Source organism: Pseudomonas sp. NFACC05-1, from assembly GCF_900100135.1.
Classification (GTDB): Bacteria; Pseudomonadota; Gammaproteobacteria; order Pseudomonadales; family Pseudomonadaceae; genus Aquipseudomonas; species Aquipseudomonas fluorescens_Q.
In genome coordinates, this window is sequence record NZ_FMTR01000001.1 from 626,240 (window position 1) to 640,956 (window position 14,717).

The window sequence follows — 14,717 nt, forward strand, 5'->3', positions numbered from 1 at the left end:
CGGAGGCCTCGAAAATGATCAAAACGCCGTACTACCTCATCGACAAACAAAAGCTGCTGGCGAACATGCAGAAGATCGCCTATGTGCGTGAGCAGTCCGGGGCCAAGGCCTTGCTGGCGCTCAAGTGTTTCGCCACCTGGTCGGTGTTCGACCTGATGCAGCAGTACATGGACGGCACCACGTCGTCGTCGCTCTATGAGCTCAAGCTCGGCCGGCAGAAGTTCGCTGGCGAGACCCACGCCTACAGCGTCGCCTGGGCCGACGATGAGATCGAGGAGATGCTCGCCAACTGCGACAAGATCATCTTCAACTCCATCGGCCAGTTGCAGCGCTACACCGAGGCGTCGGCCGGCAAGGTCCGCGGCCTGCGGGTCAATCCGCAAGTGAGCAGCTCCGATTACCTGCTGGCCGACCCGGCGCGCCCCTTCAGCCGTTTGGGCGAATGGGATCCGGTGAAAATCGAGCAAGTCATCGAGCATATCTCCGGCTTCATGTTCCACAACAACTGCGAGAACGGCGATTTCGGTTTGTTCGACCAGATGCTGGGCACTATCGAAGAGCGCTTTGGTCACTTGCTGCATAAGGTCGAGTGGGTCAGCCTCGGTGGCGGCATTCACTTCACTGGCGAGGGCTACGCTTTGGACGCCTTCTGCGCACGGCTCAAGGCTTTCTCGCAGAAATATGGCGTGCAGGTCTACCTGGAGCCGGGCGAGGCCGCGATCACTCAGAGCGCGTCGCTGGAAGTTACCGTGCTCGACACGCTCTACAACGGCAAGCACCTGGCCGTGGTGGACAGCTCCATCGAGGCGCACATGCTCGATCTGCTGATCTATCGCTTGGACGCCAAGCTGGCGCCGAGCGAGGGCGAACACACCTACATGGTGTGCGGCAAGTCCTGCCTGGCCGGAGACATTTTCGGCGAGTACCAATTCGATCGTCCGCTGTCCATCGGCGATCGGCTGTCGTTCATCGACGCAGCGGGCTACACCATGGTCAAGAAAAACTGGTTCAACGGCCTGAAAATGCCGTCCATCGTAGTGAAGCAGCTCGACGGCAGCGTCGAGGTGGTTCGCGAGTTTGTTTACGACGACTATCTGTCCAGCCTGTCTTGAGCTGGCGGAAGGAGAAATGAAGAAATTGAAGAAGAACGTACTTATCATTGGTGCAGGAGGTGTCGCCAAGGTGGTGGCCCACAAGTGCGCGCAGCACAACGACGAACTCGGTCGTATTGCTATCGCGTCGCGCAACATCTCCAAATGCCAGGCCATCATCGACAGCGTCAAGGCCAAGGGTAGCCTCAAGCAACCCGCCGACATCAAGGCCTTTGCACTGAACGCTCTGGATGTCGAAGCGACCAAGTCGCTGATTCGCGAAACCGAGTCGCAGATCGTCATCAACGTCGGCTCTGCCTTTCTCAACATGTCGGTGCTGCGTGCCTGCATCGATACCGGCGTGGCTTACCTGGACACCGCCATCCACGAAGAACCGGGCAAGGTCTGCGAGACGCCGCCCTGGTACGGCAACTACGAGTGGAACCACCTCCAGGAGTGCCAGGAAAAGAACATCACCGCCATTCTCGGCGTGGGCTTCGACCCGGGTGTGGTCAATGCCTATGCGGCACTGGCGCAGCAACAGCATTTCGACCGCATTGATTCGATCGATATTCTCGACGTCAATGCCGGCTCCCATGGCAAATATTTCGCCACCAATTTCGACCCGGAAATCAATTTCCGCGAATTTACCGGACAGGTGTGGAGCTGGCAGGACAGCCAGTGGACCAGCAACACCATGTTCGAGGTCAAGCGCACCGACGACCTGCCGGTCGTAGGCTCGCAGAACCTGTACCTGACCGGCCACGACGAAGTGCACTCGCTGTCGAAGAACCTCGACGTGCCCAACGTGCGTTTCTGGATGAGCTTCGGCGAGCACTACATCAACGTGTTCACCGTACTGAGGAACCTCGGCCTGCTCTCCGAGCAACCGGTCAAGACCGCCGAAGGCCTGGAAGTCGTGCCGCTGAAAGTGGTCAAGGCCGTGCTGCCTGACCCGAGTTCGCTGGCGCCGGGCTACACCGGCAAGACCTGCATCGGCGACCTGGTCAAGGGCGTCAAGGATGGCCAGCCGCGCGAGATGTTCATCTACAACGTGGCCGACCACGAGGACGCCTACGCCGAAACCGACAGCCAGGGTATTTCCTATACCGCAGGTGTGCCTCCCGTGGCCGCAGCCTTGCTGGTGGCCCGTGGCGAGTGGGACGTGCAGCGCATGGTCAACGTCGAGGAGCTGCCTGCCGAGGCGTTCCTCGAGGCGTTGGATGTGATGGGCTTGCCGACGCGCATCAAGGACGAGCATGGAGACCGTCCCTGGAACCAAAACGCCTGAAGGACGCCAGGCAGGTTCCGTTCCGACTCTCCCGATAGGAACTCTTGAAAAAATGCTCCGTATCGAAAGGTACGGAGCATTTTTCGTTTATGACATTGATCGTTCCCACGCTCTGGTGGCATCCCGTGACGCTCTGCGCCACCTTGCAGAAGCGGAACGCGGAGCGTCCCTGGCGGCATTCCCACGCAGGAGCGTGGGAATGATCGGCATCTTCAAATGAATAACCTTGTGGCGAGGGGATTTATCCCCGCTGGGCTGCGCAGCAGCCCCCAACACAAGCCCGCTCACGCAGAAAACCTCGCCATGAGCCATCACTCGACCTTACGATTGCGCTTGAGCCTCAGGAGAAGCAATCAGTGACCCCATTCAGGATTCGCGACCTGGAGAATACCGACGTCGAAGCGCTGCTGGCCTTCGAGATCCACAACCGTGAATGGTTCGAGTCGCATATCGATGCACGCGACCCAGCCTTTTACTCAGGGACGGGCGTCACCGATCACATTGAAAGCTATTTGGCCGATTTTGCTGCGGGTGCCTGGCACCCTTTTGTCATCGAAGATTCCAACGGGAGAATCGTCGGGCGAGCGAATCTGAAAAGCATCCACTCACCACACGGTTGCGCCGAGGTGGGCTATCGCATTGATCAACGCGTTTGCGGGCAAGGGTTGGCAACGCAGGCCCTGCAACACCTGATCGAGGCGGCACGGGTGCGTTGGGAACTTACGCAACTGGTGGCTTATGTCTATGAGCGCAACGTCGGCTCAAGGAAGGTCCTTGAACGGTGCGGGTTTGTGCCTGACGCGCTGTCGGGTAGCGAGGAAATCGAGGGCGGGGGCCGCTTTGTGTTGTCGATCTAGAACGTTAATCCGCGCAGGAGCGCCATTGGGCCACATGTACTGCCAGCGTCCATGTTCCGTAATCAGACATTCCTGCTCTCCTGCTCCTTGAGCAGATCCAGTGTCCTTGAGTCGACCACCAGCCCACCCTCCAACGCCTGGGCATACACGGATTGCCCGCCCGCAACCGCTGCAAAAAGCGTCATGCAGGAGGCGAACTTCATGGCATCGATGGTCCCGAGGAGTTTCTCCAAAGCGGCTCCCGAGTCCAGTACGGCACGAGTCGCGCGTTCGAGTCGCGGTCCCAGAAGCGGGTGCTGCAAATAGTCACGCGCCTCGTCGATGCCGCGCAGGCCATAGTAAGTGGCGTTCTCGCTGACACCCAGGCCGCGTAATTGCGGAAAGATGAACCACATCCAATGGCCTTCCTTGCGGCCACGCCGCAGTTCCAGCAAGGCATGGTCATAGGTAGACGCTTGCGCCTGGATAAAACGCTCCAGTGATTCGGTCATGCGAGCCTCCGATAGGGTTTCAAGGCTGAATAATGGACCAGACAAGGTCAGAGCCTATAGCACACTTGCGCTATAGCGCCGTTCGGCACTCGTCCCATAACCTATGAGCGTTATCGGTTTTTCGATCGATCGCAACGAGCACATCGGGACAAGGATCTGTTTTTTGAAAAGCACACCTGCCAGAAAGTCCAACGTCAATCCGGCTTGGCGCAGATGCCTGGCAACGGCGCTCACCGCCTCGACCTTTGCCGTCAGTGGTTGGGGGGCTTTTAGCGCCGATGCGTCGGCCTCGACCGCCAGTGCAACGTCTTCTGCGGCTTGTACCAACGAAGTGGACTTTCAGGCCGGGACAGTGGTGGAGTATGAAAGCCGTGACAACCTGTCATCGGCCGTCAGTCGCGGCAAAACCGAGACGTTGGGGCGCGAGGCATTTGCCGACGCCAATCCGGTGGCTTCGGTGCACACGTCGTACTTGAACAACGCGCCGTTCTTTCTGACGACCACTTTCGCCGAGATCAAGGACGGTCGACTGATTCGTTACGGTGATCGCCATGGCGCCGGGGCATCGTTGGTGACCACCACCTACGAACCTCCCGCTTCCACACCGATTGATCTGCAACCCGGGCAGACCGTCACCGTCAGCTACAAAAACAAAGCCGTGAGCGCCGGGGCGACCATCGAGTTCGATGTCGTCGAGAAGCTGACTTATAACGGTCGTGAAACGATCAAGACGGCCCTCGGTACGTTTGATACCTGCAAGTTCACCAATGAAATCTCTACCGGTTCGGCTTCCGCTGCGCAGCCGAAAAACGTGGTCGTTGTGCAGAATTGGTTTCCCGCGGAGGGGCCTTACCGTGGCCAGTCGATCCGATCAGTCACGCCGCCGGCCAACGGCGTTGCGCAGAGAATCAGTGAAGTCATCAAGATGCAGTATGGGGCTCGGTGAACGTTGTGTTTCGGGCCAGAAGATTTGCCGGAAAGGCGCCAGGCGCCAGGCATTTTGCGTTAGTCGGGATTATGATTGACGCCTGGCCAAAACCAGGCGCCGATCCGTCTAGCGCTTACAGCCAGTACCGCAGGCCGAGCATCAAGGACTGGGCGTTGTATTCGGTTTCCACGTCAGCCGGGGGCAGGCCCTGGATTTGGCCGAAGTTCGCTTCGCCGGTCTTGAAGTAGCGGTAATCCAGGGACATGGACCAGTGGTCGCTCAGCTCGTAAGCGACGCCTGCGCCGAGTTGCCAGGCCGAGACGGTTTCGCGATGGGTGCCGCCGAACTCGACACCACCGGCTTCCAGGCCCTTGATGGTCAGCACCGCGTAGCCCAGGCCACCGCCCACATAGGGTGTGAACCGGCTCAAGGGGGCAGGTAGGTTCGGGATGTCATACCAGAGGTTGGCCATGAGGCTGCTGGCTTCCTCTTCGCCTTTGCCCTCGATGCTGCTCCCGCCCTCGTAGATCCGGTTATTGAATTGGTCCAGGGTGTTGCGGCGGTAGCTCAGTTCCACCTCGGGCCGTAGCCCGACCGGGAACCGCCAGCCCAGTGCCAGCCCGGTGGCGTAGCCCGAGTGCAGCGGTTGGTTGTATTCCATCTCGACGAAATCATTGTTGTTCTGGGTCAGGTCCTGTTTGGAGACCCAGTTCACGCCGCCCATGCCACTGATGTAGGGGCCGAGGTTGTCGGCGAAACTCGGTGCTGGGGCAATAGCCCCCAGGCCAACGATTGCCATGAGCAGATACTGGGTGTTTTTTTGTAGGTTCATGCTAGATCCGAAATGTACTGTTATCGATAAGTAAGCAAAGCGAGTCCGGGAAGGCGCGTTCTGCACGCATGCCTCCGGGAGGCATTCACACGAGGTGCAAAGGCGTCGCGGTTTTCTCGTGTCCTGGGGTGGCGATGGCCCGTTGTTCAGCCAGCGTGCACAGGTTGTCCAGTGCCGTGGTCATCGCTGCTGTCAACGCTTTGCGCAGCAGTGCGCGGTACAGGAAACTCAACGGCCCAGAAATTTTCGCGCTATGGATGACATGGGTTTCGTCGGGAGAAAGCCTGCGCATCTGATGATCGAATTCGAGGTCGATCCACAGCAGCCGTGCACTGTTGCGATAGCTTTCGTGCAGGCTTACGGCTTCCAGTTTCAGTGGCATGTTCAAGCCGTTCTTGAGCACACATTTGCCGCGTGTCCCCGCCTGGAAAGGGCCGTCGAGCTGACACTGGCGAACGTCGGTATCCCATAACGGCGCTTCTGCAAAATTGCTCCAGATCTTCCAGATTTCAGAAGGGGGCGATTTGACTATGACTTGCACTTTGACATCGTTCACGGCGACACCTTGGTTGTGGGGGGCACGGTCATGCGCAGGGCAGATTCATTCAATGCTCAGGCCGCCGGTGCGGATTGACTCAGCACCTGGGCGGTAATACTTGCTTGACCGATTTTTTCACCCCGGTTGAACAGGTCGATATAGATGCGGTTGGTCTTGAATGCCTGGAGCGCCGCATCAAAGCCGGCTTGCGGCGCCAATGACAGCGGGCTGTTCCTGGGGATGGGGCGATCCAGGGTGAAGCTCAAGGCCAGCAGATTCATCGGGGTGTTGAGTGGAATCCGCAGATGGCTGTGGGCGATCTGCATGTAGCACTGGCGAGCGACTTCGAGGAAATACACCATCGAATAGTGCTCGGGATCACCTGCCTGGAAGAAGTGCTCCTGCGGCAGTTTCACGGTGTCCACGCTCAGGCCCTGGGCGACACCGCTCATGTCACTGACGATGACGTTCTCCTCCCTGGCCTTGTGCAACAGGGCCTTGTTACGGCACGGCGTGGCGGTGAATTCGCCGGCTGGCGATGTCTCGAACGCCGAGCTGTAGGCCATCCCGAGGACACAGGTGCACATCACTTTCCCGGCCTGCATGACCTTCGCGTTGAACACCTGGGGATCCTGGCCTTGCTCGACGTGCAGATCGATCACGCCTTGCTTCTGTACGTATTGCTGGAACTTGATTGTCAGGGTCTTGATGTAGGCGACCCGCCCGCTCAGAGGGGGCATTGCCAGTTCGATCAGTTGCAGCACGCCCTCGAGCAGCAAAATGCCCGGGACATGATCCAGGGGATGATCGAAGAAGTACGGGTGCGCTTTATCCACCACGAGCTGGGCGTGCAGCGACTGTGGGCTGCGCTGGGCGTTGGCGATCACGATATGTTCCGCGCTGCGCTGCCAGCGTGTCGGGCGCTGGGATGTGTCGCCACGGTGCAGGGCGAACAGGCTTTCCATGGCGCGAACCCGCACCCGCAGCCCGGAGAGCAAGGTGCTGGTGAGCATGTCGCTGAGTTGCTGCACGTCGACGCCATCGTTCTGCGGTTCGCGAACCACGCTCACAGGCCGGGCAGGCGTGATGACCTGCTGCAGTTCGTGGGATGACGAATGGGCAAAGCGCAACATGAAGGGATGCTTGATGGGCGAGCTGGCTTCGGCCGCCGCCGGGCTCCATTGGCGAAGTTTTTCGGTAAACAGCCACATCACCGTCTTGCCGGCATCGCGCACCTCGATCACCGAATGGGTCGTGCCCTTCAACATCACCGCCAACAGGGTCTCGATGCCACTGGCTTCAGCCAGGAAGCCGGTCATCTCCTGCAGCGATCCGCTGGCAGGCGTCGCAGCAGGCTGCAACTCACAGACGTCAACGTTCGGATAGTCGCTCGGCGCTTTGCCCAGCCGTTGGCAAGCCTCTTCCAACGAGTCGGCAGCGTGGGCGAGGACCGCCGCGCGGATCACCAGCAAGGGTTTGTCAGCGGCATCCGGTTGGTAACGACGCAGCGCGATCAGCCCCAGTCCTTCACCTTGCGTGATTGTGCTGCTCCGGGCGCGCTCGACCTCGATTTCAGCGCTGAAAAAACGCCCTGCGCCGAGCAGCAGCGTGGTGATGCCGTCGTTGAACCATTGCGGTGAGGCCAGCAGGGTTTGCCAGAACAGTCCCGCCGTGCCGACCAGGGTCTGATGGAAACCCTTGAAGTCAAAAATCTGCGCCGGGTAGCCGGACAACATGTTCGGCAGCATGGTTGCCACGTCCGTCACCTCGACGCCCGGTGCCGTACCTTGCGCCCGGGAGTAGAAGTTGTGGGCGCTGCTGTAGGCATTGCTGAAGCGCTCGCCGCCCATGTTGCAGCACATGACCATCGCAGTGCCGGGCGAACCGGCCACGCCTGGCAAACGTCGCAGCAGATGATTGACGCGATCGGTGATCAACAGCTTGAACGGGTCGACATGAGCCAATGGCTTGGGACCCATGCCAAAGCCATCGATATCGATAACGTGGTCTTGGGCGAGGAATTTCCCCAGCAACGGTTGACCGGGCGCCGGGGTGTAATCAACGAAGCGCCCATAAGGGAACATGACCGAGGGGGCGGCGGGTTGATCGAGTTGCTGTTGGAATGACTGCAAGGAACGGTGGCTGCCCAGCGCTGCTTCAGCCTCGACAATGGCAAGGTCGAGCATTACCACGCCACTGGCGCTCGCCGGGGCGGTCAGGGGGGCGGCAGAGTGGTTGTCGGGAATGTATTCATCCACCACCAGGTGCGCGTTGGCGCCGCCGAAACCAAAACTGGAGATGCCGATCCGGAGTGCGGATCGATGATCCTCCAGGGGCTGTACCTGCTGGGTGGCGAGTCGCAGGCAGGTCTCGTCGACCTTGGTGCTGGGGCGGTAACCGGGCTGCGGGGGAATGCCTTTATGGCGCAGTATCATCAAGGCTTTGGCGAGCGAGGCCCCTCCGGCAGCGGCCAGGGGATGGCCGATGACCGACTTGATCGAACCGATGATGATTTTCTTGCCGTCCGGACGATGGGGGGCAAAGAAGCTGTTGAGCGAGGCCAGCTCCGTTGCGTCCCCAAGCGGTGTACCGGTGCCGTGGGTCTCGATGTAGTCCACATCGCGTGGATCGAGGCCGCGATAGGCACGTTGGTAGGCCGAGTACTGGGCCTGTTTGCCTGGCGCAAACACCGAGCCTTCGGCGCCGTCGGCGGACATGCCCAAGGCGCGCAGCACGCCCAGGGGACGACGCTGCGCTGTCAGGGCCTGGGCGAGCGGTTCGACCAGAAAGGCCACGGCACATTCGCCCGGCACGATGCCGTCGGCGTCCTGGCCGAACGCTTCCATCCGCGCGCGGGCGGAAAAAGCCGTCAACTGCGAGAAACCCAGGAACAGCGCGGGTGGCAGCACGGTGTTGAGGGCCATGACAATCGCGTCGTCAGCCTGGCCACTGTTGACCAGCGCCTGGGCCATATCCAAGGCATAGGGGAACGAACTGCACGCGGTGTCTACCGACAACGCCGGCCCACCCAAGGCAAAGGCTGCCGCCAGTTCTGCCACTTGCTCACCCGGTGTAAAGCCCGACGGCGTGTCGGTTTTTCCGGATACGCCGGTGACGAAATAGCTCTCGTCGCTCCAGGAGGTCGCAACCACCAGCGCGGTGCGCTCCCTGCTCAGCGCCGAGCCCTGTCCGGCGAGTTGGGTGAGCAGTGTCTGGAGCACTTTCTTGCCGATGGCGACCTGTCGTCCTTCGTGCCGTGACGGGGTCGAGGCGTCATCGGTCAGGCAAAAAGCGCTGTCCAGGTACGTGCGATCCTTCTCGCCGGCCTTGGTTGAATAGATCGACGCCTTGTCCAATTCCCAACGTGTCGGCATGGATTCGATCGGTGCGATCTGCCCTTGCCAGAGCAACTGCCAAAGCGCGTCCGTGGACGGCGCCCCCGGAAACTCGCCCGCCATCGCGCTGAAGCAGAAATCGCCCATTGTTGTTACTGCGCCACTCATACCTGTCTCCCTGATCGCCAAAATGCTGGGTGACCTGTTCGATCACCCGGATTCCATTCCTGTTGCTGCTGGGCTCAGCTCAACCTGGCCAGCAGCGACAAGGCATCTTGAGGAGTGCGACGGGACATCAGCGCTTCACCGGCAAACTCGCTGGCAGAGCACTGTTGCGCCATGGATTGGCAGAGCGCCTCGCGGGCAAAGCCGTTGAGGCCCAGTTGTGCGAACGGCGTCTGGATGTCGATCGACTGCGCTGCGTCCGGGATCAACGGAGACAGGGCATTGAGCAGCAGGTTTTCTTCCTGCCCCTGAGTGTCCGTCGTGGCAGGTGAAGGCTCGACGCCAGGCGCTGCCTGCGGTGTTGGATCGGCCAGGGCGGCTTGAATCAGGGCAATGGTTGCCTGCGGGAGCTTGGCGTTGGCCAGCTCGGAACTGTGCGCCTTGAGTTGTGGCCACATGGCGACTACCGACTCCAGGAAGTCCAACTGCACCAGCGAATCAAGGCCCAGGCTTTCATAGCTTTGTGACGGGTCGATCTGCTCAACCGTAAAGCCGGTGATGGCCGCGAGTTGGTCGAGCACCCATGCTTGGACATCCACCGTGGGTGCCTGCGGATCGGCTTCAAGCCGTGCCAGCAAGGCGGTCGGGGTAGGGGCATCGAAGAGCTGCGAGGTGAGGTCTTTCTTTTCCGGGAAGTGCTGGGCCAGGGATTCGAAAATATCGACCAGCCCCAGCGAGTCGATCCCCAGGCTCTCGAAGCTCTGATCGAAGTCGATCTGTTGCGGCTGGAAGCCGGTGACCGTGCTGATTTCGGCACGCAACCATTGCCCGTAGTTAAGTGCATCTGTCTCTTCGACGGCTTCGACGACAGGCGCCGGCGCCAGTATGGTCGGGTTCAAGTGCACCGGCTCCAGCACGGGAACACTCTGGTTGACAGCTGCTTCGGTCCCATTGGCATAAACGCCTTCAAGGACTTGTTGATGAGCATTGAAATAATGCGCAGTGACTGTTTCAGCCTGTTCCAGGAGTCGCAGCAATATTGCTTCTTTGGCGACATTGGATTCGCACAGTGAATCAATAATCTTTTCAGAAAGAGAGAAATAGCTATGGGCTATTCTCCCATTGGATACGATGAATTCCTGCACAACATCGTTAAGTTGCAAGCGCATAAAGTTCTCCTAACCAAGTCGGTCGATATTTCTATAAGTAAGAAAGATCAAAAATCATGGCCCAGGGCAGGGCCTTGTTTATATCAAATCATCAAACTGGCAGTAGCCATGGAGCGACTTAAAGTTGGAGTTCCACTGCGTCGGTCTCGCAAGTTATTGTTTTCCTGGCGCCCTTGAGCAACCCGGACCTTACGTTCAGATACGTCATCAGCGTTATTGCATCGGCGCCGAGGAAAGCGATATAGCCGTCAGGACGAATCAGCATCATCGTGCCTTCCTTGGCGTGATAGCGCTTATGCAGTCGCCAGTCGGGGTCCAGCAACGTCGAATGCCAAGCCGGCAGGCCGGCGCTGCTCAGGGCGTCGATCACGCAGTAGGCCTTGATGCCTGGGTAGTCCTGTTCCACCGACTTGGCCAGCGTGTAGTAGCCTGGCAACAATGGCGAAAACTGATCGGCCGCGCTGAAAATCAACAGCGTGAATGTCCCGTGGAACAAGTCGATCAAGCGTTTTGTCGGCATCCCTTGCAGTTGCCACAGTTCGACATCGGGCGCCAGTTGCCCGGCGCGAGGCGCTGCGGTCTGGAACTCGGGTTTTTTCCCTTTCTTGCTCCAGTTCTTGCGCTGCTTCTTCGTCAGCGATTCTTGGATGTAGTCACTTTTCTCATAGTGATATTGATGACCGGAAATCATCGACGGCAGTTTGCGCTGGACCTTTTTGCGGTTGCTCAACAGCGGCAGGACGTTGTCGCGCAGCCACACCAGGGCGCGACGCCGGACCGTAATCAGCCCCGTCAGCCGGTGTGCGGTGTTCTCGACTTCCAGGGCAACCGGGTAGCGCTCTTCGTTGTAGCTGTCGAGCAAGGACGGATTCGCCAGGCCCTGATCGACATAGGCCATTTTCCAGGCCAGGTTATAGGCCTCGGAAACCCCCAGGTTCATCCACTGCCCACCGATGGGGCTGCCGATATGCGCCGAATCCCCCAGCAGGAACACGGAACCTTGTTGCATCGATTGCACGCGGCGATGCTGGAAAGAGGCGATGGTGGTCGATGAAATGTTGGACAGCGTCATCTTTTGCCCGCGCCCTTCGCACAAGCGCTGGAAGTTCTCCAGGCTCAAGGACGGGCGCTCGCCTTCTGGTGGCAGGTTGTAGGGCATTTCGATGAACAGCCGATAACGCGATTGAGCGCTGATCGGTGCAACGGCCACATAACCGTCCTGCGCACCCAGGAAGAATGCGCCCTCATCCTTGCTTCCGGACCACTCGATATCGGCATCGGCGAGCATGAAGAAGCGGTCGTAGGACGAGCCTTCGAACGTCATGTCCAGGCGTTTTCTGATGTTGCTGCGAGCACCGTCGCACGCGGCCACCCAACGACTGGTGAAGTGTTCGTCGGTGCCGTCGGCATGCTTGAGCGTCACGCGCACCGAACCCGGCTGGTTTTCGATGTCCACCAGTTCGGTATTCCATTCCACCTCGGCGCCCAGCTCCCTGAGCCGCTCCAGGAGAATTTTCTCCGTTTGCGGCTGTGGCAGGCTCAGGAGCAGGGGATAGGGCGCGTCCAGGTAGGAGAAGTTGTAGTTCAGCACCCGCTTGGCGTTCGACTGCACCGAAAACTGGTTGATCGTGAAGCCGTCGCTGATGGCTTGTTCGGCAACGCCCAGGTCCCGAAAGATTTCCAGGGTCCGGGAGTGGATAGCCATCGCCTTGGTCGCCGTCGAGGGGCCGGCGTTCCTTTCAATGATGCGGAACGACACGCCCCATTTCTTCAACAGGATTGCCAGGGACAGGCCAACAGGACCGGCTCCGACGATCATGACGGTCGGGGCGCTGCCAGGGCGCTTGAAATGATTGGGGGCCAACGTGCTCAGAGTGTTCATCGATCAGTACCAGTTTCTGTAGAAGGGAGAGTTGGCAATGCCGAGCAGGGCGTCGTCGCCCGATGAGTCGCCGTAGGCATAAATGTAAAAATCATCAAGGTTGCTCAAGCAGCCCTTGAGCCGCGTGACTTTCTCTCGCTCTACACAGTTGGTACCGGATATCCCGCCGGTCAGCTTGTTCTTTGCCGTTGCCAGGCGGGTGCCGCACACATAGTCAAAACCTGCGGCCTGGCCCCAGGGGATCAGGTAGTTTTCCGGCGAATTGCTCACCAGCGCGGTGACGTGCCCCATGGACTGATGCCATTGCAGCCGCCGCAACGCCTCGGGCCTGAGCCAGAGCGGCAGCAGCTCGCTGATGAAGTACTTGGCATGTTCGCGCTCTTGCTCCACCGACAGGCCGCCCAGGTAGCAGGCGATGAACGCCAGCCGTGCTTGCATCAGTGGGGTGATGCCGACGATCACGCTGAGCATCTTGGGCAGCAGGGGAATGATCCGCAGCCAGAACGAGCGGGTGCCCACGATAAAGCGCATGTAGCGCCAGAACGTGTGCCGGTCGGTCAATGTGCCGTCGAAGTCGAAAACGGCCAGGACCGGTTGTGTGCTGTTAGCGTGCATGGGCCTCTTCCTTGAGAGAAGTAATCTCGATGGTCTTGGGCAGCTTGAAGCCCGATAGGTAGCGCGAAAGCAGGGTGGACAGTGCGTTCTGGGTCAGCTCGCCGGTCCCTTCGACGCTCAGGTGCAGCACGTTGACTTCCTTGTGGTCCGGGACGATATAGGCCTTGGCGCGCACCACGTCGGGGTGCTTGAGGGCGACGGATTCGATTTCCACCAGGTCGACCATCTGCGCCTTGATCTTCGAGATTCGCAGGCGCTGGCAATAGAAAAACACATGGCCATCGTCGTCCTGCCAGACCAGGTCACCGCTGTGGAACCAGCCATCGCGGAAGAACCGCGCATTGGTGTCCTCGGCATCGTTATAGCCGTCGATCACCATCGCGCCACGTATCAGCAATTCGCCGATACGCCCAGGCGCTACGTCCCGGCCCTGGGCATCGACGATGCGCAGTTCCACGCCGCTGATCGGCTGGCCCATGGCGCCACGGTGGACCGTACCAATCGAGCTCTGGACGATTACGGGCATGCTTTCGGTCAAGCCATAGCCCTGCAGCACCGGATTGCACCCCAGCAACTTCCCCAGCTTCTCGGCTTCATCGGCCGGCAGGTGGCTGCCCCCCGAGTAAATCATCAACTGCGGGTGCAACGGCAGGAGCGCACCTTTGCGTTTGGCCAGGCGCGTATTGAAGTAGCGAATGACATCGGGCACCAGGCAGGCAAAGGTGACCTGATGCTCGGACAGGACTTCAGCGAGGTCTCGGTTGAGCAGGGTGTTGGTCATCAGCAGGGTGGCGCCCACGCTCAAGGGAAACACCATCATCACGGACAGGCCGAAGATGGCATACAGTGGCAACGTCACCAGATGAACGGAGCCGACGCCTTGCAGATGAAAGTGCTCATGCAGCCCGTCGCTCGATTGCGTCAGGTCGAGATATCGGTGAGAAACAGCCAGGGGCCTGCCGATGCCTCGATAGGTGAATTGGACCGAGACGACCGGATTACCCTCGGGCAGCAACAAGGGTTCGACCTGGCAAGGCAGTTGAGAGATGGCCGTTGCGTTGGCGGGCAGGGACGATGACGGTTCGCTCCCCAGCACCAGGGAGTGCCTGACACCGTTGTCAGCCTGGAACACCTCACTGTGTTGCACCCATAGCGTTTCGGTCGTGACCACGAGCGTCGGCCTGGCGAGGCTGACGACACTGGCCATTTCGAAAGGGGTCAACTTGTAGTTGAGGATGACCGGAATGGCGCCTCGCCCGATGATCGCCAAGTAGTAAGCGATGAATGCCACCCCATTGGGCAGCACCAGCGCTACTTTGTCGCCAGGCAATACACCAAGCGCTGTAAGAGCGCCATTGCATTGTTCAGCCTTGATGTGCAACTCGCGGTAAGTAACGGTATCTTCTTCCGTGTCCAGATGCCGAATAGCAACTTGCTCGGGAAACGATTCCGAAAAACCGACAAAGCGATGCAGAAAACCTTCTTTATATGAAAGGCTTTTCATTTACCAACCTCTCTCAATC

12 protein-coding genes are annotated in these 14,717 nt (G+C 59.5%); 4 read left to right on the forward strand and 8 right to left on the reverse strand.

Annotation, left to right across the window (positions count from 1 at the left end; translation table 11 throughout):
• Window positions 1-14 precede the first annotated feature (14 nt).
• The 3 genes from BLO97_RS02675 (at window position 15) to BLO97_RS02685 (ending at window position 3,239) form a co-directional block, all read left to right on the forward strand.
• Window positions 15-1,112: a carboxynorspermidine decarboxylase gene (locus BLO97_RS02675; RefSeq protein WP_058545429.1), complete on the forward strand. Its 1,098-nt coding sequence runs from the start codon at window positions 15-17 to the stop codon at window positions 1,110-1,112.
• Between the two features lie 25 nt (window positions 1,113-1,137).
• Window positions 1,138-2,382, forward strand: coding sequence for a saccharopine dehydrogenase family protein (locus BLO97_RS02680; RefSeq protein ID WP_063325102.1), 1,245 nt, complete (start codon window positions 1,138-1,140; stop codon window positions 2,380-2,382).
• A 356-nt stretch (window positions 2,383-2,738) separates the two neighbouring features.
• Window positions 2,739-3,239, forward strand: coding sequence for a GNAT family N-acetyltransferase (locus tag BLO97_RS02685; protein WP_092344786.1), 501 nt, complete (start codon window positions 2,739-2,741; stop codon window positions 3,237-3,239).
• Window positions 3,240-3,301: 62 nt separating this feature from the next.
• On the opposite strand, the gene BLO97_RS02690 is transcribed toward BLO97_RS02685, so the two are convergent.
• On the reverse strand, window positions 3,302-3,730 hold the full coding sequence (locus BLO97_RS02690) for a DUF1810 domain-containing protein (protein ID WP_092344788.1): 429 nt from the start codon (window positions 3,728-3,730) through the stop codon (window positions 3,302-3,304).
• Window positions 3,731-3,833: 103 nt separating this feature from the next.
• Between BLO97_RS02690 and BLO97_RS02695 the strand changes: the two genes are divergently transcribed.
• Window positions 3,834-4,676, forward strand: a complete 843-nt coding sequence (locus BLO97_RS02695; protein ID WP_092344790.1) for a hypothetical protein — start codon at window positions 3,834-3,836, stop codon at window positions 4,674-4,676.
• Between the two features lie 115 nt (window positions 4,677-4,791).
• Here the strand turns inward: BLO97_RS02695 and BLO97_RS02700 are convergent, their stop codons facing one another.
• From BLO97_RS02700 to BLO97_RS02730, 7 genes are all read right to left on the reverse strand, one after another.
• Window positions 4,792-5,490 carry an outer membrane protein gene (locus BLO97_RS02700; protein ID WP_092344792.1) on the reverse strand — a complete coding sequence of 233 codons (699 nt, stop codon included), beginning with the start codon at window positions 5,488-5,490 and terminating at the stop codon, window positions 4,792-4,794.
• Between the two features lie 85 nt (window positions 5,491-5,575).
• The gene (locus tag BLO97_RS02705) at window positions 5,576-6,046 is read right to left on the reverse strand and encodes an SRPBCC family protein (protein WP_063321623.1); all 471 of its coding nucleotides are present in this window, start codon (window positions 6,044-6,046) and stop codon (window positions 5,576-5,578) included.
• A 56-nt stretch (window positions 6,047-6,102) separates the two neighbouring features.
• Window positions 6,103-9,531: a polyketide synthase family protein gene (locus BLO97_RS02710; RefSeq protein WP_092344794.1), complete on the reverse strand. Its 3,429-nt coding sequence runs from the start codon at window positions 9,529-9,531 to the stop codon at window positions 6,103-6,105.
• Window positions 9,532-9,605: 74 nt separating this feature from the next.
• A complete protein-coding gene (locus BLO97_RS02715) occupies window positions 9,606-10,697 on the reverse strand; it encodes an acyl carrier protein (RefSeq protein ID WP_092344796.1) in 1,092 nt (363 codons plus the stop codon).
• Between the two features lie 118 nt (window positions 10,698-10,815).
• Window positions 10,816-12,579: an FAD-dependent monooxygenase gene (locus tag BLO97_RS02720; protein WP_092344798.1), complete on the reverse strand. Its 1,764-nt coding sequence runs from the start codon at window positions 12,577-12,579 to the stop codon at window positions 10,816-10,818.
• 3 nt (window positions 12,580-12,582) lie between these two features.
• Window positions 12,583-13,194 carry an HAD-IB family hydrolase gene (locus BLO97_RS02725; protein WP_003201018.1) on the reverse strand — a complete coding sequence of 204 codons (612 nt, stop codon included), beginning with the start codon at window positions 13,192-13,194 and terminating at the stop codon, window positions 12,583-12,585.
• A complete protein-coding gene (locus BLO97_RS02730) occupies window positions 13,184-14,698 on the reverse strand; it encodes a class I adenylate-forming enzyme family protein (RefSeq protein ID WP_092344800.1) in 1,515 nt (504 codons plus the stop codon). Before BLO97_RS02730 ends, BLO97_RS02725 begins: the two co-directional genes overlap by 11 nt.
• Between the last annotated feature and the right edge of the window lie 19 nt (window positions 14,699-14,717).

What these genes read in the sequence shown, in the direction of transcription:
- BLO97_RS02725 (WP_003201018.1), bottom strand. Translation starts at nt 13,194, where the DNA reads ATGCACGCTAACAGCACACAACCGGTCCTGGCCGTTTTCGACTTCGAC.
- BLO97_RS02730 (WP_092344800.1), bottom strand. Translation starts at nt 14,698, where the DNA reads ATGAAAAGCCTTTCATATAAAGAAGGTTTTCTGCATCGCTTTGTCGGT.
- BLO97_RS02715 (WP_092344796.1), bottom strand. Translation starts at nt 10,697, where the DNA reads ATGCGCTTGCAACTTAACGATGTTGTGCAGGAATTCATCGTATCCAAT.
- BLO97_RS02710 (WP_092344794.1), bottom strand. Translation starts at nt 9,531, where the DNA reads ATGAGTGGCGCAGTAACAACAATGGGCGATTTCTGCTTCAGCGCGATG.
- BLO97_RS02700 (WP_092344792.1), bottom strand. Translation starts at nt 5,490, where the DNA reads ATGAACCTACAAAAAAACACCCAGTATCTGCTCATGGCAATCGTTGGC.
- BLO97_RS02690 (WP_092344788.1), bottom strand. Translation starts at nt 3,730, where the DNA reads ATGACCGAATCACTGGAGCGTTTTATCCAGGCGCAAGCGTCTACCTAT.
- BLO97_RS02695 (WP_092344790.1), top strand. Translation starts at nt 3,834, where the DNA reads ATGAGCGTTATCGGTTTTTCGATCGATCGCAACGAGCACATCGGGACA.
- BLO97_RS02720 (WP_092344798.1), bottom strand. Translation starts at nt 12,579, where the DNA reads ATGAACACTCTGAGCACGTTGGCCCCCAATCATTTCAAGCGCCCTGGC.
- BLO97_RS02675 (WP_058545429.1), top strand. Translation starts at nt 15, where the DNA reads ATGATCAAAACGCCGTACTACCTCATCGACAAACAAAAGCTGCTGGCG.